17 protein-coding genes are annotated in these 18,165 nt (G+C 71.4%); 13 read left to right on the top strand and 4 right to left on the bottom strand.

Annotated elements, in window-relative coordinates:
• Positions 1 to 36 precede the first annotated feature (36 nt).
• The 4 genes from OG802_RS19110 to OG802_RS19095 all read right to left on the bottom strand — a co-directional run bounded on the left by OG802_RS19110 (position 37) and on the right by OG802_RS19095 (position 3,981).
• Entirely contained in the window at positions 37 to 2,142 is a 2,106-nt protein-coding gene (locus OG802_RS19110; RefSeq protein WP_329412092.1) for a peptidoglycan DD-metalloendopeptidase family protein, read from the bottom strand.
• Between the two features lie 6 nt (positions 2,143 to 2,148).
• On the bottom strand, positions 2,149 to 2,817 hold the full coding sequence (locus OG802_RS19105; protein ID WP_329412091.1) for a hypothetical protein: 669 nt from the start codon (positions 2,815 to 2,817) through the stop codon (positions 2,149 to 2,151).
• Between the two features lie 196 nt (positions 2,818 to 3,013).
• The gene (locus tag OG802_RS19100; RefSeq protein ID WP_329412089.1) at positions 3,014 to 3,376 is read right to left on the bottom strand and encodes a DUF4913 domain-containing protein; all 363 of its coding nucleotides are present in this window, start codon (positions 3,374 to 3,376) and stop codon (positions 3,014 to 3,016) included.
• 44 nt (positions 3,377 to 3,420) lie between these two features.
• On the bottom strand, positions 3,421 to 3,981 hold the full coding sequence (locus OG802_RS19095) for a hypothetical protein (protein ID WP_329412088.1): 561 nt from the start codon (positions 3,979 to 3,981) through the stop codon (positions 3,421 to 3,423).
• 330 nt (positions 3,982 to 4,311) lie between these two features.
• On the opposite strand from OG802_RS19095, the gene OG802_RS19090 reads away from it, so the two are divergent.
• The 13 genes from OG802_RS19090 to OG802_RS19030 all read left to right on the top strand — a co-directional run bounded on the left by OG802_RS19090 (position 4,312) and on the right by OG802_RS19030 (position 18,080).
• On the top strand, positions 4,312 to 5,976 hold the full coding sequence (locus tag OG802_RS19090; RefSeq protein WP_329412086.1) for a conjugal transfer protein: 1,665 nt from the start codon (positions 4,312 to 4,314) through the stop codon (positions 5,974 to 5,976).
• A 66-nt stretch (positions 5,977 to 6,042) separates the two neighbouring features.
• The gene (locus OG802_RS19085; protein WP_093773962.1) at positions 6,043 to 6,306 is read left to right on the top strand and encodes a hypothetical protein; all 264 of its coding nucleotides are present in this window, start codon (positions 6,043 to 6,045) and stop codon (positions 6,304 to 6,306) included.
• Between the two features lie 49 nt (positions 6,307 to 6,355).
• Positions 6,356 to 6,838 carry a hypothetical protein gene (locus OG802_RS19080; protein ID WP_329412084.1) on the top strand — a complete coding sequence of 161 codons (483 nt, stop codon included), beginning with the start codon at positions 6,356 to 6,358 and terminating at the stop codon, positions 6,836 to 6,838.
• A gap of 36 nt (positions 6,839 to 6,874) precedes the next feature.
• Positions 6,875 to 9,874: an ATP-binding protein gene (locus OG802_RS19075; RefSeq protein ID WP_329412082.1), complete on the top strand. Its 3,000-nt coding sequence runs from the start codon at positions 6,875 to 6,877 to the stop codon at positions 9,872 to 9,874.
• 49 nt (positions 9,875 to 9,923) lie between these two features.
• The gene (locus OG802_RS19070; RefSeq protein WP_329412080.1) at positions 9,924 to 10,514 is read left to right on the top strand and encodes a hypothetical protein; all 591 of its coding nucleotides are present in this window, start codon (positions 9,924 to 9,926) and stop codon (positions 10,512 to 10,514) included.
• Between the two features lie 53 nt (positions 10,515 to 10,567).
• Positions 10,568 to 12,793, top strand: coding sequence for a hypothetical protein (locus OG802_RS19065; protein ID WP_329412078.1), 2,226 nt, complete (start codon positions 10,568 to 10,570; stop codon positions 12,791 to 12,793).
• 37 nt (positions 12,794 to 12,830) lie between these two features.
• A complete protein-coding gene (locus OG802_RS19060) occupies positions 12,831 to 13,460 on the top strand; it encodes a hypothetical protein (RefSeq protein ID WP_329412076.1) in 630 nt (209 codons plus the stop codon).
• Between the two features lie 37 nt (positions 13,461 to 13,497).
• Positions 13,498 to 14,106 (top strand): hypothetical protein, encoded by a 609-nt coding sequence (locus OG802_RS19055; protein ID WP_329412074.1) that lies wholly within the window; start codon positions 13,498 to 13,500, stop codon positions 14,104 to 14,106.
• The gene (locus OG802_RS19050; RefSeq protein ID WP_329412072.1) at positions 14,103 to 15,368 is read left to right on the top strand and encodes a hypothetical protein; all 1,266 of its coding nucleotides are present in this window, start codon (positions 14,103 to 14,105) and stop codon (positions 15,366 to 15,368) included. Before OG802_RS19055 ends, OG802_RS19050 begins: the two co-directional genes overlap by 4 nt.
• A gap of 7 nt (positions 15,369 to 15,375) precedes the next feature.
• The gene (locus OG802_RS19045; protein WP_329412071.1) at positions 15,376 to 16,071 is read left to right on the top strand and encodes a hypothetical protein; all 696 of its coding nucleotides are present in this window, start codon (positions 15,376 to 15,378) and stop codon (positions 16,069 to 16,071) included.
• A 127-nt stretch (positions 16,072 to 16,198) separates the two neighbouring features.
• Positions 16,199 to 17,299 (top strand): WhiB family transcriptional regulator, encoded by a 1,101-nt coding sequence (locus tag OG802_RS19040; RefSeq protein WP_329412069.1) that lies wholly within the window; start codon positions 16,199 to 16,201, stop codon positions 17,297 to 17,299.
• Between the two features lie 5 nt (positions 17,300 to 17,304).
• Positions 17,305 to 17,772, top strand: coding sequence for a hypothetical protein (locus OG802_RS19035; RefSeq protein WP_329412067.1), 468 nt, complete (start codon positions 17,305 to 17,307; stop codon positions 17,770 to 17,772).
• Between the two features lie 44 nt (positions 17,773 to 17,816).
• A complete protein-coding gene (locus OG802_RS19030; RefSeq protein WP_329412065.1) occupies positions 17,817 to 18,080 on the top strand; it encodes a hypothetical protein in 264 nt (87 codons plus the stop codon).
• Positions 18,081 to 18,165: the final 85 nt, after the last annotated feature.

Here is an 18,165-nt window from a genome sequence, read left to right as displayed (position 1 = left end):
GTCGTCGGCGGCGGGCGGGCCCGCCGGGCCACCGCCTCAGGCGCCCTTCCGCCGGCCCGTGCCGTCACCCTCGACGGGGTCGGTGCCCTGGGGGATCGGGACCCGGTAGACGCCGGTGATCTTGTCCTGGTAGTCCCAGTTGCTGAACTCGACCGTCTTGCCGGGCCGCGGCGCATGGATGATCTTGCGGCCCTTGGGGTCCCACACCAGACCCACGTGTCCGGAGTGATTGCCCTCCGGTCGGAAGAAGATGACGTCACCCGGCTGGGCCTGGGAGAGCGGCACCTCGTACTTCTTGAGGTAGGGCTCCTGCGTATAAGTCGTCGTGCCGATGTTGATCTTCCCGCCGCTGGCCATGTAGTAGGCCCACTGCGTGAAACTCGAGCAGTCGAAGCTCGTGGGGTTCTGGCCCTGCAGCCGCGGAGCGCCGAACACGTACGGGACCCCGATGCCTCGCTGCGCCCAGCCGAGCACCGCGCGGATCACGGGGTCGTCGGCGTCGGGCAGGACCCCGGAGGCGCCGGCACCGTCCGGGGCGACGGCCGCGCTGCCGTTCTGCTGCGCGCAGGAGGCGTACCGGGCGCCCTTGCCCTTGTCCTCGTCGACGGAGCCCGGAACGGTGCCGTAGTCGGGGTTGGCGGTGATCCGGCCCTTCATCCACGCCTGGGGGTCGACCATGCCGGGTCCGGAGTCCTGGCCGCCGACGAACGGGTTGTCGACCCCGGGGACGCGGACCTCCCAGTGCAGGTGGGGTCCGGTGACGTTGCCGGTCGCGCCGACCGTGCCGATCTGCTGACCGCGCTTGACGGTCTGGCCGACGGACACCTTGATCGAGGTCTGGTGGGCGTAGAGCGTGACGACGCCGTCCGCGTGCTGGATCTCGGTCTCGTTGCCGTACGAACCGCCGGGGCCCGCGTGGACGACCTTGCCGTCGGCCGGCGCGTAGATCGGCGTGCCGGACGACGCCACGAGGTCGAGGCCGGTGTGGTAGCCGAGGCTCCACATGTTGCCGTTCTCGTGGTACTTGGTGCCCAGCGTGTAGCTGCCCTCCTTGAGGGGCCACTGCCAGCCCGCGCCGCCCGTGGGCTGCTTGGCCGCCGGGAACGCGACGGTGGCGGCGCCGGCCGAGCCGGGGACGGCCGTGGTGTACGCGGCCGGTGCCATGGCCGTGGTCGTCCTCTCCCCGTCGCCGCCGTCCAGGGGCGGGGTGGACCACGAGCGCGGCGCCGTCGCGGCGATGCTGAGGGCGGAGCCGGGCTGGGCGTTGTTGCCCACCGGCTCCGGGATGTCCGACTGCTGCCCCAGGGTGGGGAAGTCCGGGTTCTTGTCCACGGCGTCCTTCAGGTGCGCGTACCAGCGCCTGATGAGCGCCTGGTCGCCGGTGAGCACCCCGTGGTAGCGGGTGGCTTGGGTGATGACGACGCGCGGGTAGATCGTGTTGGAGGCCGTGGAGCCCGAGTAGGTCTGCAGCGCCTTGAACGGCGCGGTCTCGGCCTTCTTGGCATGCAGGAAGTTGGCCGCGGCCCACGCCGCGTCGTCGATGTTGTACAGGTCCTTCTTGCCGTCACCGTTGCCGTCGGCGCCGTAGTCCGTCCAGGCGGGGGTGCCGAACTGCAGGATGCCCATGTAGCCGAGCGAGTTCTTGCCGCCGGGCGCGGCCGACGGGTGCTGCCCGTACTTGGTCTCCTGGTACATCTGTCCTGCGATGAGCGCCCAGTCGAGACCGTCGTACCGGGCAGCGGCGCGCATCGCCGCGAGGATCATCTTCGGCGGTATCTCGTTGCGCGCGGTCTCGCTCGGCATGTACATCTTGCCCGCCGGCAGGATGGGGTTGGTGGCCGCCGCGTCGCCGGTGTTGCCGGCGTTCGCGTTGTCGGCGTAATCGCCGCACGCGGCCGCGACGGCGCCGTTGCCGGTGCCGCCGATCATCCCCATGAGGATGACGGTCACCAGGGAGATACCGCCGAAGGTCAGCAGACCGCCGCTGCCGCCGAGGACGAGCCAGAGTTTGAGGTTGCTCTTGTCCTTGCCCTTGCCGTCACCCCGGTCGCCTCCGCCGGACGCGGCCTGACGGGCCTTCTTGGCGGCCTTGGCGACCTTCGCGGCCTTCTGCGCGGCCGCCAGTACGGCGGGTGCCACCATGCCGGCTCACTCCCCCGATTCGTCGGAGGCGCCCACGTCGCCGAGACCGAAGAGGTCGAAGCCGGAGACGACCCACGCGCCGCTCTCCTCCTTGACCGTCACCAGCCACCTGTTCGACTCCGTGACCGTCTTTCCGCCTGCGGTCCGCGCGGCGGTCACGTCCACCACGCTGGAGATCGACCGGCCGCTGTCCCGCACCAGGTCGTCCGAGATCATCGCGTCCCGCACCACGGTCGCCGTGCCCGTGGAGGAGCACCGGTCGGGCTCGCACTGGGCCCAATCCTTGTCGGCGGGCAGGGTGGTGACCTGCTCCATCTGTGTGTCGCCGGTGGTCAGGCCGAGCAGCGGGGCGCTCCACGCCGCCGGCTTGCTGGCGTGATCGTAGGTGTTGAGCCCGGCCATGTACTTCGTCATCACCGCGTGGGCCTCGGCCACTTCGGTGAGCGCGACGATGGGCGTGGCGCCGACGCTCGGCTCCTGCGTGCCGTCGGATCTGCTGTCCGCCTTCGCGGCGTCCTGGCGGCCCGCGGACGTCGCCGACGAAGCCGCCGGGCCGCCGTCGCTGTCGTCGCCGCCGTCGAAGACGGTGAACACCGCGAGCACGGCGACCAGGAGAACTCCGAGCACCGCCAGGGCGAGCAGCCCCGAGCGCTTGCCCTCCTCAGGCAAATCCACGTTCCCGCGCCTCCCTTGTGCTGAGCCGGTACGGCGGGTGACCGGGACACGGTAGGTGGCGGGGGAGGCGGGGAGTCGGGGGAATTCCCGACGGGGAAACGGTGCGGGCGGCGACGGGAAAGGGAGGAGAGGCCGGGCCGCCGCCGTACTAGACCGCGACGACGTCCAGGGCACGGGCGTCCGGCCGTCGGCACGCTCACTCGGGCCGCGGGTCCACCGGCAGCGGGTCGAACGGGTACGCGGTGTGCCCGTCCTTGGGCGAACAGGCCGCGAACGGGCCAGAGTCGGCGTCCATCAGCACCCGCAGATGCGGGTCCGCGTGGTGCAGCCACCACGTCGACATGCCGAGCGCCGGATCCTGACGCAGGTGCTCCCAGGCCAGCCACAACGCGGACAGGCGGGCCCCCGCCTCGGGGTGCTCCCACCACTTCGGACACCAGGTGGCCGAGGATCCGTTGACCCGGCGGCGGACCACCTGGGCGAGGTAGTCGGAGACGAAGACGAAGACGTCCGCGAAGAAGAACTCCGGCTCCCCGGGATCTCCTTGGGCGTCGGGCATGGCTCCCCCATCAGTCGGTCTGCGGCGATCGCGTGCGCCCGCGATCAGGTCAGGAAGATACCGAGCAGCAACAGCACCACCACGATCGCGCCCATCACGATGCGCGCGGTGGGGTCCTCGCGCTCCCACAGGTCGTGGACGACCGCCCAGCCGGTCATGCGGGCGGCGCGGCCGCCCTGGAGACGGGCTCCGACGCCGTGCTGTTCCTCGGCGTCGTCCTCGTCGCCCGGCGGGAGCGTCTGCGGATCCTCGTCGACGCCTACCGGGAGGCCCTGCTGCTCCTGGGCCACCAGGACCATCTGCTCGAGGAGTTCGGGGATGGTGTTCGGGGTGAGGGGATAGGCGAACGTCCCGTACGGCGTCTCCACGCACAGACGCGCCTGCCAGGGGTTGCCCGGCTCGTAACCGTCCACCCAGGCGCGGTCGGTCTGGAAGACCTGCGGCGCCTGGAGAATCTGCTGGGATGCCTGCGGGACCGGCGCCGGAGCGGGCGCGGGGGCCGGAGCCGGGGCGGGCGTGGGGGCGGGCTGGGCCTGCTGAGGAATCTCCCAGGTGCGCGGGCCGGGCTGCTCGGGTTGCTGCGGGTGCCCGTTGTCGTCGCTCAACTCTCGTCCTTCGCCGGGTCCGTCGGGTCCAGGGCACGCCGGGTGGCGGCACCCGGCGCGTCGGGCAGACATGCCCAGCGCATTGTGTGCCCCGAGCGGATCCGTACGGCACAGCGCCTGCCGACCGGTCCCCGACGTCTTTCCCGACGCGTTTCCCCAGGGAGGCGCCGTCGGGAATTACGGAAGTCCCGGAGAGGAAAGAGAGACCGATCCGGTGACGGGTCTTTGTCACACTGCCAGCGCACCTGGCCGGGCCAGGGCCCGTCGTGCGGTGCGGTCGTGAACCCGCCCAGGCGGACGGGGAACCGACTCGCTGGAGTAACCGACTCGATGACAGACCACAACAGCCCTGCTGGCGCGGTCGGCGGAGGCCAGCCTTCCGGGCAGCCCGGGTCCTTCGGTCCTTCCCAGCAGCCATCGCAGCAGGCGTGGCAGGGACAGGCGCCCCAAGCGCCCCGGCCCCAGCAGCTCCCCTCCGACGCGGCCCGTGCGCAGGTCGCCGCCGCCTGGGTGCGCAACACGCCCCGGGCCGGCCAGGCCGCCGTCCCGTCGCTGCCGCCGCGCGAGACCCGCCCCCAGGGCGAGTCGAAGAAGGAGAAGCGCGAACGGGAACGGGCCGCGCGCAAAGCCGCCTACGAGCAGAAGAAGGCGGAGAAGGAGCAGCGCAAGCGGGGCGGCCAGGCGTCGCCCGCCGCACACGCCGCGCCCGCGCCTGCCGCCCAGCCCGCGCCGCAGTCACCGTCACAGCCGCATGGCCACCAGGCGCCCGCCGGCTCCGCCACGCTCTCGCCCGGGACGGCCGGGACTGCCGCTCCGGCCGCCGCACAGACCGCCGTCACGGCCGCCGCCGGCCCCGCCACCTCCCCGTCGGCGTCCAGGCCCGCCCGCGACTTCGACGTCCCCAGGCCCGGCGGCCGCATCTCCGGCGGCGGACGCCGCACGCACGTCGCGCTGCGCGCCACGCTCCTGATCACCACCTGCGTGTTCGCCCTCGGCTCCTGCGGCGTCATGGGCCTGGTGGTCGGCAAGTCGTCCGGGCCCTCGACAGCCGGACTCGACTCGGCCGACGTCGACAAGTACCGCCTCACCGACTTCCCTACCCAGCAGGCGGCGACCTTCGCCGAGCAGTACGCCCTGTTGTGCATGACGTTCTCCCCGGGGACCGCGTCCACGCGTCGCGCGAACCTCGCCCGCTACGCCTCCGCCGGCGTCGACGCCGAGTGCGGCTGGAGCGGGGAGGGCACCTCCGCCGCCGTCTCCGCCGCCTGGGACGGAACCGCCGAGAAGTTTCCCGAGTACGGCGACCACGGCCGCTACATCGGCGTACAGGTCCGCACGGACGACGGCACGCTCACCACGCTCACCGTCCCCGTGTACGTGCAGAACCTGAAGACGGGCGAGGGCTTGCGCGTCGCCGGCGACGTGGGCCAGATGCCGCTGCCCGCCCGCGCCGACGTGCCGGAGCTCGACCAGGACGACGAGGTCGTGGACGACGCCCTGGCGCGACAGCTCCAGCAGCAGGTGCTGCCCGGCTACTTCACCGCCTGGGGCGCCTCCGACGCGACGGCGATGACCCGGTTCACCACGCCCGACGCCTCCCGGTCGGCCACCTCGGGCCTGTCCGGCCGGCTGTCCACGCCGACGGTCAACGACGTCGTCGCGCTGGTGCCCAAGAGCGTGCAGAACACCGACCCCTACCGGTATCCCGTCGGGCAGACCGTCGAGACCCGCGTGATCGTCGACTGGGGCGACCCGAAGGGCGAGACGGTGCGCCGCGCCTACCGGATGACGGTGGTCAACACGGCACAGGGCTGGTTCATCAAGGACATCCGGGGCGGCGTCCTCGACTCACAGGGCGGACGGGCCGACAGCACCGACGACAGCGGCGCCGCCTCCCCCTCGGCCGGCCCGTCCACGTCGGCGTCCGCCTCGGCCCCGGCCTCCGCGCCCGCCCAGCCGTCCCGGAGCGGAAGGCCCAAGCCCGGCAAACCCTGAGCGGCCACCACGCCGTCCCTTCAGCACACCGCTTGCCTACTGCTTCACCACTCGAGAGGAAACACCGTGTACCTGGCCGCCACCACCATGGAGGACATGTTCGGAGAGATCGAGACGATCCTCCGCAACGCCGGAACGATGGTCGCTGTCATCGCCCTCCTCATCCTCGGCATCCGCATGCTCCTGTCGATGAAGCGCGGCGACGGCATGCGCGAAGCCTTCCAGGGCTTCGGAATGATCGCGCTCGCCGCCCTGATCATCGGCGGCGCCACCGGCCTCGCCGGACTGCTCATCGACCTGGGCGGCCAGATCGGCGGCGGCAAGGGCTGACGTCCGGATGGACCGTCGTCCGTAGCCGTTCTCACCGAGGAGTTCGCACATGAGCCAGGAGGCGCCGGAGCCGCTGGTCGCCTACGACCATACCGATCTGGTCAACCGCCCCAAGCGAATCTGGAACTGGGGCAACATCCCGCTGCCGGGCCTTCTGCTACCGGCGCTGGGCGCGGCCTTCGGCTTCGGCCTGGTCTGGCTCATCGTGCTGTTCACGGTGTCGGCGTTCCTGCCCTTCCTCGGCATGTCGATGTGGACGTCGATCCTGTACTTCGGACCGCCGTTCGCCGTCTACTTCGTCTGGGGACGGCCACTGCCCTCGGCTCTCACGCTGAGCCAGCAGATCGTGGTGATGACCGACTGGTGGTTCCAGCCCAAACGCCTCCAGGGCCTCGCAGCCGACCAGGAACCCGAGGAACTGCATTGGCAGGTCATCCTCTTCACGCCTGGTTCGCCCCGCTGGCAGGCCCGCTACGAGGCCGCGCGCCGGACAGCCGCCGAGCGCGGCAGCGCCTTCTCGACCTACCGCTGACCCCCTACACGTCAACTACTGCAGGGTGACTCCTCCATGTTCATGCTGATCCTTCTGGGCGGGGCGGCCGCCTTCTTCGTGGTCGCCATGATCATGGCCGCCACGTCGAGCAAGAAGAACGGTCAGGGCGGCCGGGGCGGCTCGAACCGGTCGTCCTCGGCCCGCTCCAAGCCGTCCGGCGCCTCGGGCGCCGCCCGCCGTGAGGACCTCCGCCTCCCCTACCGCTACGCCGACGACATGATCTTCGTGCACGGCGACTCGGTGTGGACGGGCCTGGTCCTGCCCAACGCCATCGACGAGTACCTGAACGCCGGTGAGCTCCAGGCGATGGCCGAGGGGCCGGCCCGCGGCCTCCTCAACCTGGCCCGCGGCGACCGCAACGTCGAGTGCCACTACCGCAAGGTGTACCAGCCGATCACCGCGATGACCTGGGCGGAGGAGCTGAACGCGATCGCCTGGGAGCCCACCGAGAACTACAAGGCGTACAACCTGCGCAAGGCGGAGTACCAGGAGCGCATCGGCGCCAAGCGCGAGCGCAACATCCTGCTGGTGAAGCTGGGCTCGCTCAAGCGCACCAACGGCGGCAGCGGGGTCGTCGCCCAGGACGACGAGCCCTACGACGAGCCCGGCCTCCTGCGCGGCGTCCGCGGCGCCGCCGACCAGGCCGCCGCCACCGCCACCGGCGTCGCCGACGAGTACCTCTCCCCGCACGTCCTCGCCGAGTGGACGCAGGTCGCCGTCGAGGTCCACGAGAGCCTGGAGGGCCTCAAGGGCGCCCCGCTCAGCCGCGAGGAGCTGGTCTGGCTCATCCGCAAGCCGCTGCACGGCGACCTCCCGGTCCCGCCGGAACCGGTGCTCGGCTCGCGCGCCTGGGGCCCGAACCAGTTCGACCTGGTCGTCGACTTCTCCGGCGAGAACCGCAAGACGCACATCGTGCTCAACCAGTACGACGAGGTCACCGGCGAGCAGCAGACCAGCTACACCACCACCCTGGTCGCCGCCAACTGGCCGGCCGAGACCCGCTTCCGTCAGTCGACCGCGTGGGCCCGCTACGCCGCCCAGCACGTGGACTTCCCCGTCGAGATCGACATGCGGTTCACGCTCATCCCGTACCTGAAGTTCAAGGACCGCGCCGACAAGATCCGCGGCAACCTCGTCGACGAGATGAACGACATGGCCAACTCCGGCCGCAGCCCCGACACCAAGCTGGCCACCCAGGTCACCCGCGCCCAGGAGCTCGTCGACGACATCGACGAGCACAAGATGCCGGGCATGGAGGCGCAGATCCGCTTCACGATCTCGGCCCACGACGTGAAGGAGCTGGAGCGCCGGCGCCGCGTCCTGGAGATGCAGTTCAAGCAGGACCTGAAGGTCACCCTGCTGCGGCCCACCCGTCAGCAGTGGCGGCTGCTCCAGTCCCAGCTGCCGGGCGACGCCCCGAAGCTGCCGATCGCGCCCTACCTCCGCCTCCAGGAAGTGGAACAGCTCGGCGCCGGACTGCCCACGGCGGGCACGGAGTTGGGCGACAACCCGGAGCAGCGCTCGGGCAAGCGGCTCGGCTGGGTCGGCAACCTGGTCGGCTGGGCGGGCAAGATGCCGGTCCACTACTCGCTGCACGTCGGTCCGGCCCGCAACGACGGCGGCGGCCTCGCCATCGTCGGCGCGTCCGGCGGCGGCAAGTCCTCCCTCGCCCTCCAGAAGTTCTACGAGGAGTCGGAGTCGGGCGTGCGCTGCCTGGTCATCGACCCCAAGACCGACTTCGCCCAGCTGTGCTACTACCTGGCCTTCGGCGCCCAGGTGAACGACCCGGACTTCGCGAACGACGCGGAGACGGGCCTCCTCGGGACCCCGGCCAGCAAGTTCCAGCCCGTCAACCCCGAGTTCTGGGCCGAGACCGAGGTGGTCGACCTCCTCAAGGGCCAGGCCGGCGTCCTGGACCCGTGGGTCATCGCCCGCGACGTCCCCGCGGGCCGTCTGCTCGCCGAGTCCATGCTCCGCGGCTTCCTCGGCGACGAGGACTACCAGCGCGTCCGTCTGCCCGTCATCGAGGGCATGGCCACCGTCATCGGCCGCTACAACTCGGCGATCCGCCAGGCCGTCGAACAGGGCCACACCGCCCGCGACGCCGAACTCGCCGTCCCGCGCCCCACGTTGTGGCAGGTCGTCGACGAGGTCGTGGCGGCGTACGACCACGCGGTGGCCAGCGGCGACCGCGACGCGCAGAAGGACCTGAAGCTCGCGCAGATGCTCCTCACCGAGCTGCGCACCCTCCCCTACGCCCGCCTCTCCTTCGCCGAGCACCCGCAGCCGCTGTCCAGCATGCGCAAGCGCCGCACGGTCATCACCCTGCGCGGCTTCCAGTCCCCGGCCGCCTCCGACCCGCGCAACTGGAATCCGGCGGAGCGCCTCGCGGCGACCGCGCTGATGGCGGTCGTGGAACTGGGCAGCCAGATGCTCGACGTCGGCTACGAGAAGAACCCGGTGACCGGCGAGATCGGCCTGCGCCCCAAGGCCCTCTTCGTCGACGAGGCCTACGTCGTCACGGCGACCGAGACGGGCCGCGACCTGATGCGCCGCGCGCTGAAGCAGGGCCGTTCCTACCTCGCGGTCACCGTCCTGATCACCCAGCAGGCCATCGACCTGGTGCAGATCGAGGACTCCGAGGCCCGCAGCGGCGGCGCCAACCAGATCCACACCGTGTTCGCGTTCAAGCAGAAGTCGGCGCAGGAGGCCTCCCTGGTGGCTCCGCTCCTCGGCCGGCCGGAGAACGACCCGAAGGTCATCGCCGCCCTGCAGGAGCTGCGCACGGGCGTCTGCCTCCAGCGCGACGCGGACAAGCGCGTGGGCACGGTCGCCGTCGACCTGGTCTTCCAGGAGATCCTCGCCGCCACGGACACCAACGGCACCACCCGCCCGGCCCGCCAGGGCGTCAACCCGCCCCTGAGCGTGTGGGACTGGACGTTCCTGCAGGAGGCGGAGGAGGACCCGGCGGCCGCACAGCACGCCGAACAGGAGACGGTCGCACAGGCCGTATGACGGCGTGCGAACCGCCGCCCCCACCCCATCAGCACTGAGGACGGACACCATGCGAATCAAGCGAGCGCTCGCGATCGGCGCCACCCTCGTCGCGTTGACGGCGGCGGCGGGGTGCGGAAGCGACGACGACGCCGAGAAGGCCGACGGCAAGAGCTCGGCCACCGGCACGCCCGGCGGCTCCGAGGGGGGCGCGGACAGCGGTCTGCCCAAGGCGGCCGACCTCGCGTCCATCGCGTACTACGTGAACAAGTACACCCCCTGCCTGGATCTTCAGACCGGCGACGAGTACGACGCCGACCACGACGGGGACAAGGCCGCCTGGGGTGCGGACGAGGCGGCCGACCCGTCCTGGGGCGTCAAGGAGCGGGGCGTGTGCAGCGACGAGTCCGGTGACCCCATCGCCCTGCTGTCCGTGGCGGACATGAAGAAGTTCCAAACCGCCGCCAAGGCGGACAACGAGCGGCTCGTGGTGGGCGAGGACTTCGCGGTCGTCGCCGTCGGCAGCCGAGCGGCCCAGGGCCTGCAGAAGTCCGGGCTCAAATTCCTCACGTGCGACCCGGCCTTCTCGGCGCCCAGCGGCTTCGAGAAGCGTCCCGGACTCGTCGACGGCTGCGTCCTGAGCGACTACTTCCCCAGCTGAACCGGCCCGCTCCCGCCGTCTCTCTCCGCTCCCGCGTTCTCGAAGGATTCCAGATGCCCTCGCGCAAAGCGTTGCAACGGGCCCTCACCAAGGCCGCCACAGCTGTCCGGGCCGTCGTCTTCGTGGCGCTGGCCCTGACGGCCGTCACCCTGGCCATGCCGACCCCGGCGTACGCGGGCTTCTCCTGCGACTTCACGGGCGACGACAGCTACCAGATGGACACGCCCGGCACCAACGGCGAGTCCATGTTCGCCGCGGTCATGCAGTGGGACAAGGACACCAAGCAGTCGACTACGCTCCTGGACGACTCCGGGACGACGACCGGCGCGGTGAAGCTTCCCGACTCGCCGGACACGTACACGATGTACGAACTCAACGGCATGCGCGGAATGAACTGGTCCCAGACGTTCAAGGGCCGCGGTGACGCCTCCGAGGACAACGGTGACCTGGGCAGCGGCGCCGACGACTGCTCGGTGATGTCCTACATCAACAACGGGATCGCCGACTCCATCCTCAACGGCACCAAGATCTTCACCCGGGCCGCCATCTCCATCAAGGAGTCCGCCTCCAACCCCAGTCCGCTCGCCGGCCTCTACGAGGGCCGTGACAGTGTCGTGACGACGCTCAAGGAGAACGTGCTGCGTCCGGCCGTGCCGGTGATGATCCTGCTCGTCGGCCTGTGGGTGTTCACCAAATGGCGCAAGGGCGACATGCGCGAGGTGTGGGCGGGCGTCTCCTGGTCCGCGCTGACGATCGTCGCCGTTACGGCCTTCCTCACCGGGGGCAACTACGACAAGTTCGTGGGCACCGCGGACTCCTACATCGCCCGGGCCAACTCCGCCCTGACCGAGGTCGTCCTCGCCGGCGTCTCAGGAGAGACCCAGGCGCCCTGCGACCTGGACAAGGGCGCCTACAACCGGGGCCTGCGGATATCCAGCTGCGCCATGTACGACACGCTCGTCTTCCGCCCCTGGGCGCTGGGGCAGTTCGGCGACCCGGGCAAGAACTGCATCTTCAAGAAGGACAGCGGCGGCAAGCTCAGCAACGGCGTGTGCGTCCCGGCCGAGAAGAACAAGACCTGCTCCTGGGGCAAGGGAGCCCGCTGCGAGGACCTGCGGGTGATCCAGCTCGTCGCCCAGTCGAAGACGAACATCGACGCGTTCAGCGACAAGAAGCTCGACAAGTTCAAGGACGACTGGACGCCCATCCGCCAGGAGATCGCGGGCGGCAAGGACAAGGGCGACGACGTCGCGGACATGCGCATCTACCCGGTCGCCTTCGACGAGTGGGCGGGCAGGAATTCCGGGAACCGGGTGGGGCTCGCCTTCTACTCCATCATCGCCGCGCTCATCGTCGGTCTCATGGTCATCGTCCTCAGCGCCCTCACCCTGCTGTGGCACGCGGTCACCCTGATCCTGGTCATCCTGCTGCCGCTGGTCGCCACGATCGGCATCCATCCCTCGCAGCAGAAACTGCTGAAGAGCTGGCTGGAGACGTTCATCCACAGCTTCGTGCTGCGCGCCGGCTTCGGCGTGATCCTGACCGTGCTGCTCGTGCTCTATCAGATGATCCTGCCGGCGAAGGTCGCCCTCGGCACCCAGCTGCTGATGCTGCTCCTCGTCACCATCGCCATCGTGATGATGCTGAAGAAGCTCCTCGGCGGTAATTTCACCCCCCAGGTCGCGGGCGGCGAGGACATGCTCGGCCTCCGGGACGCCGCGGGCAAGGTGACCGCCATGGCGCCGGGTCTGGCCGCTTCCACGGCCAAGACCTCGGGCCGCGTCGCGAGCGGAGGCGCCAAGGGCGTCGCATGGACGGCGGACAGGGTGGCCACCGGCGGCAAGGGCCGCGGCAAGATGCAGCAGTGGGGCTGGATCGGTCAGTCCAAGCGCGAGCAGCGCAAGTCGCAGAACCAGGCGGCGGAGACCACACGCATGAAGTACGAGCAGACGCGTGAGGAGTTCGAGGCACGCAAGGCCTCCCAGCCCGAGCCGCAAGCCCCGAAGCGCGGTCGCCGGGTGAGCGGCAGCAGCAGCCAGTCGTCGCCGCAGCCGACCACTCCGACCGAGTCCCGTCCGGGCCCGGCCCCGGCTCCGTCGCCGGCTCCGTCCCCGGCCCCGCAGCAGCCGCGATCGCAGCCCCAGCCGCACGTGCCCCAACCGCAGGTGCCGCAGCCGCAGGCGCCCCGGCCCCGCCCCGCACCCGTGGAGCAGCTGACGCCGCAGCCCGCGCCCCCGCCGCACCCCCGGGACCCACGCGGCCCCAGCGGCCGCGTCTGACCCGCTTCCCCGTCCGTAAGCCCCGAGGAGCCGCCCCATGCCCGCCCTGACCGCCGACCGCAGCCCCGGCCAACTGGTCGCGGAACTGGAACGGCTCATCGGCGTGGACTGGCCCACCGTGTGGGCGGGGGCCCCGGCGGACACGGAGCGGCGGGCGGCCTGGTGCGCCGGCTTCGGCTGGCGGCCGCTGTGGTTCGAGGCGGGCCTGCGCGTCCGGACGGAGCAGGGCGGCCGGCTGCACCTGGTCTCGGCGGCCCCCGGCCGCCCGGTGCCCCGCGTCGACCACACGGTGTGGTCGGCCCGCGCCCGGGACACGGACGAGAACGCGCACGTCACCGCACTGGCCGAGGCCCGCTGGGACGCCTGCCTGAACGCCCTGCGCGGCCTGCTGGGCAACCCCTCCTGGAACGGCGCCTGGGACACGCCGGGGTTTCCGGAACTGCCGTGGTCGGGAGCGTGGCCCGGCGCCTCGTGGCGAGCGGACCACCGGGACCCGCACCGCGTCTGCGTATGGCGGTTCCGCGTGCCGCAGGCGCCGGTCTTCGAGCTGCGGATGACGCGCGGCGACACCGCACGAAACCGTCCGGTACCGGCCGATGCGAGGATCGTGCTCGCCTGCCACGACCCCGACCACGTGGACTCCCGTCGGCAGGAACGGCGCGGATGAACCGAAGCCGTGCGGAACACGAGGAAGGCGACGAACGATGACGACCCTCAGGATCGAGCGCAGCCCGGAGCAGCTGGCCGAGGAGCTCAGGGGACTGGAACACGTGGACTGGCCGGCCGTCTGGGCAGGGCCGCCGAACCCCGGCCAAGCGCTGGACGACTGGTGCGCGTTGTTCGGCTGGCGTCCCCTCGCGGGTGAACGCATCCTGAGCGTCCACAGCGCCACCGGTCAGCGCATCGCTCTGTATCCCGTCGACGGTGGCGGCTGGGCGCCGGTGCAGAACCTCAACTGGACGACCTGGCATCTGCGCGCCGACAGCGCCGCCGAGAACGATCTGGTTCTGACGCAAGCGGCCGAAGCCTGGACCGCGTTCGAGGCGGCAGCCCGTGGCGTGCTCGGTGACCCCATGTTCTCCGGCAGCTGGGACGACCCCGGCTTCCCCGAGCCTCCGCATGAGCACCACTGGCTCGCCCCGCGTGAGATCCGGCACGAGGACATGGACCCGTACCGCATGGCCGTCTGGCCCGCCGCCGGAGCCGAGGGCCGTATCACGGTGCTCACCGTGAATCTCGGGCTCACTCCTCTCCCGGGGGAGCCACGGGGCGTACTGATCAATGTCGACTGCTATCCGCCGGAGGCCCTGTGACCCAGCGACAACTGGCCGACGAAGTCATCACGCAGGCACGCGAGCGGGCCACGCTGGCCGGACTGGAGCCTGGTCTGACCAAAGCGGAGGCCAGGAGGATAGCCGCCGATCTGAAGGCCGGCGCCCTGGCGTCGGGCATCGAGGTGGGGGACCTGAAGGAGAAGCTGCCCTCCTACGTGATCGACCTCGTCACACAGATGGACGTGGACCTCCCGGCCCCGGACACGAAATCCGCCTTCTGGTCCTGGGCCCTGGAGAATCACTCCAGTCTGGGTCCGGGCGAAAACGTCCGCAGCATGCACGTCGCCGCCGCCTACGCCGACGTGGAGAACGCGACGTCCGAGGGTTCCGTGCGCTACCTGGAGGGGACGCCCGGCGGTGAGCAATTGGGCGCACTGCGTTTGTGGGACAAGGCCCTCCACGCCGCCCTGGACATGGACGCGGCAAGCGGTCAGGCCATGGCCGCGGACGCCTGGGACGCCCTCTCTCAGAAGTACGCCGCGAAGACCGAGAACGAAGCCCTCTTCTTCATGGCCGAGCTGAACCCCGGCACCGTCGCCTACCAGACCGAGGCCCGGCAGCTCCGCCAGGACGGCAAGCTCGGCATCATCGAGTTCATGTACCCGGCGCCCGCGGAGAAGTACGCGGGTCTGGCCCCCGAGACGCAGGAACTGCTGGCCTCCCAGGCCGTCCGCGCGCAGATCCACACCTTCGGATACGACGAGAGCGACCCCAAGTACACGCCGCTGACCAAGGCCGGCCACCTCGACCTGGAGCAACTGAAAGCGCTCCCGACCCCCGAAGCGCAGCGCGCCGCCGTCCTGGAGGTGTGCGCCAGGGTGGCGACACTGGACGGCCCGGCCCGGGCGGCCGACGTGGAGAAGCTCCGCGAGGAGATCAAGGTCCTGCGCCCGGACCACGAGGTCACGCTCCCCGCAGCCGAGGACCGGCAATGGGCCGCCGCACAGCGCGAAGGGAACCCGAACGCGCCGACCACGCCCGCCCCTGCCCCCGTCGCCGTGAGCACCCACGGTCAGTACCTCCCCGGCGTCAAGATCGACGCCCGCACGGGACCGGCCCCGCTGGAACCGCTCGCCTTCCCTGCGCCCGGGACGGCCGCCGTGCCCGCCCACGCCTTCCTGCCCGGCGTCAACGCGACGGCGAAGTCCGTCGTCACCCCCGCCAGGACCAGCACTCCGGCCGCTGCCCCGCAGGCCCCTCCCACCCCCGAGCCATCCCGCGACGCCGGAATGGGAGCCTGACGCGCCGATGAACCCCACCACGCCGAAACCCACCACCCGCACGCCCCGCGCACCCGGACCGCCCGCCGGACGGCCCGGCTCCGGCCGGGCGGACCCGCCCTCCCCCGCGCTCTCCCGCCTGCGCCGCCTCGTACGCCAGGACAAGGACGACCCCTGGGCCGTCAAGCTGCTCCCCCGCGTCGTCTTCTGCGTCGCCGCCGCCTACACGCTCTTCGCCATCGCCTCCGAGAGCGGCTCCAGCTTCGTCACGGTCTGCGCGCTCGCGCTCGTCGGCGCGGTCGTCTGGCTGCTCCGACGCCGCGGCCAGCTCCTCCTCGGACTCGCCTCGACGCTTCTCGCCGCGGCGTTCACCGGGTACTTCTCCGCGGTGGGCGACTCGGTGCGCGCCTCCACCAGCGCCACCGTCACCGGCCAGGCCGCCTTCGGCTACTGGGCACTCGCCGGCATGGCGCTCCTCGGCGCGTGGATGGTGAAGGAGCACCCGGGCCGACGGGGCGTCACCGTCGTGCTCGCGGATGTGATCCTCGTCATCGCGTCCGTCGTCGGGATGTTCCTGCCGGAGGCCGGCGTTCCGCTCGGATTCCTCGGCGTGCTCGGCGTATTGGCGCTGCGCGGCAGCAGGGCGAAAGCGATTGCATGCAGTGCCCGCCGGGCATTCGGCCGGGTACGGCAGGGCAAAGCCACCGGCCCGACGGACAGTTGAGGCCCGTGTGAACGTTTCGTCTCGTCACTGTGCCAAGTCGGCACACGCTTTGCAGATGCGTTGCACCCCCTTGACGGAACGCCTTAGAGTCCCCCCGGATCACGCATCACCACGGGGGAATACACGCATGCCTATGGCCAGCCATACGGCGCTTCCCGCGCGCCCCGCGCGCGGGGCGGCACGGGGAACCAGAGCGGGCGCAGGGGCACACAGCCCCGACGCCGCCCTGCCCTGCCAGCGCCGACCGGACGTCTTCCAGCACCCGCTGCTGGAGGCGCCCGCGGACATCCCGTACGCCTCTTCCGAGCAGCGCCACCAGCGTCTCGTCCTGCTGCGCACCGCCCGTGACCTGTGCGCTTCCTGCCCGTTGTGGGCGGAATGCCTCCAGGACGCCGTCGCGCACGCCGAGCCGTACGGCTACACGGCGGCGACCACACTCGACGACCGCCGCTGGATCCGCCGCGCCCTCGGCGTCGGCGACGCGAACGGCGACCTGCCGAGCCACCACCCGTCGGACGGACCCGGCGCGGGCCCCGGCCACCACTCTGCCGAAACGTCACGCCGCCTGCTGCGCCTGCGCTCGCGCGGCAGCGGCAGCGGCCCGGCGAACATCCGCGCCACCGCCGAGCACGGTCTGCCCGCAGTGGAGCGGATCCTCGACGCGTTCGACGCCCGCCAGGACCAACTGGCCCGGGAGCGGCTCGAGTTGCCGGGCATCCCACGGCAGTTGCACCAGCACACCGCCGCACAGCGGACGCACAACGACGGTCACCACCAACCCACCGGCTCCAGACACCCCCACCCCCACGCACACCCGGAAAGCAGGAGCGAGGACATGGCAGCGGCCGAGTCCGGGCAGCGGATCGCCTTCTCGTACGAGGACCCCGCCCAGGCCGTACGACAGGCTCTGCTGGCCCCTCTGATCCGCGCCGCGCTGCCCACACTGGACAGCCTGGAGCAGCTTGCCACGATGCTGGTGAGCGTGCCGGGCGGCGAGATCGCGCCGGAGACGCCGGACACCGTCCGCGCCGCGCGCAAGGCCGTGGAGGCACTCGCCCCGCAGGACGCCCGGGACCGCGCATCTGTCGCGGCCGACGCCTCCTCGCCGCCGCGCGCCCTGACCGGCTCGGTCTCCGTCGAACTCGCCACCACCGACCCGGTACGGCCCTGCGCCGCGACTTCCTGGAGCCGTTGCTGCGCGAACTGGCGTCCTCGCTCGCGAACATAGAGAAGGTGGCGACCATGCTGGCCGCGGCGGGCGCCCCCGCCGGCGGCGACGACGACGGCGAGATCGATCTCGAACCGGTCCGCAGCGCACTCCAGGCCGTCCGCACCTGTCTCCCGCATCCGGTCCCGAGCCGCAGGACGATTGCCGGCCCGGGCCAGGCGGCCGCCCTCACCGCGTCGGGCGCCCGCCACGGCACCGCGCCCCACGTGCCCAGCATCCGGGCGGCCGTGGAGACGGCCGTCTCGGCCTTCCCGGGCCCGTTCTCCGCCCGCGACGTGCTGCGCGCTCTGCCCCACGGCGTCTACGGCGACCCCTCGAAGACGATCAGCAACGTCCTGTCCGCGATGGTCAAGTCGGGCGGCCTGCGACGCCTCGCCCGCGGCACGTACGCTCGCACCGCCGACGTCGCCACGGACGTCACCGTGAACGTCACGCCGAGCGCTCCCGAGCAGAACGAGGCCAAGAGCGCCTGAGCCGGAACTGATCCGGAACCGAGCCGGAAGGAACCCGACCCCCGATGACCGAACCGACGATGCCGCCCCCGCCCCCCGCCCCGGCGGACGCCCAGGTGCACGTCTTCTCCCCCAACGCCGGCCTGATCGACGGCGTCCCGGTCACCGCCCCGCCCTACGGCGACATCCAGGACGTCGTCCTGTCGATCCTCCAGCAGCGCGCGCAGCAGCTCGGCGCCCCCACTCCGGCGACCATCACCGACAACCGCTACGGCGGCGCGATCCGCCTCCTGATCCACCCGGACGGCACGACGGAACAACTCGGCTGACGGATTCCCGACGGCGGAAGCCCAATTCCCGCCGTCCCACCTGGTTGCCCGAGGTGGCTGCCAACGACGTGCTCGCGGACCGCCG

The sequence above is a fragment of the Streptomyces sp. NBC_00704 genome (assembly GCF_036226605.1).
In the GTDB taxonomy this organism is placed as follows: domain Bacteria; phylum Actinomycetota; class Actinomycetes; order Streptomycetales; family Streptomycetaceae; genus Streptomyces.
This window is presented reverse-complemented; position numbering and strand designations above follow the sequence as displayed.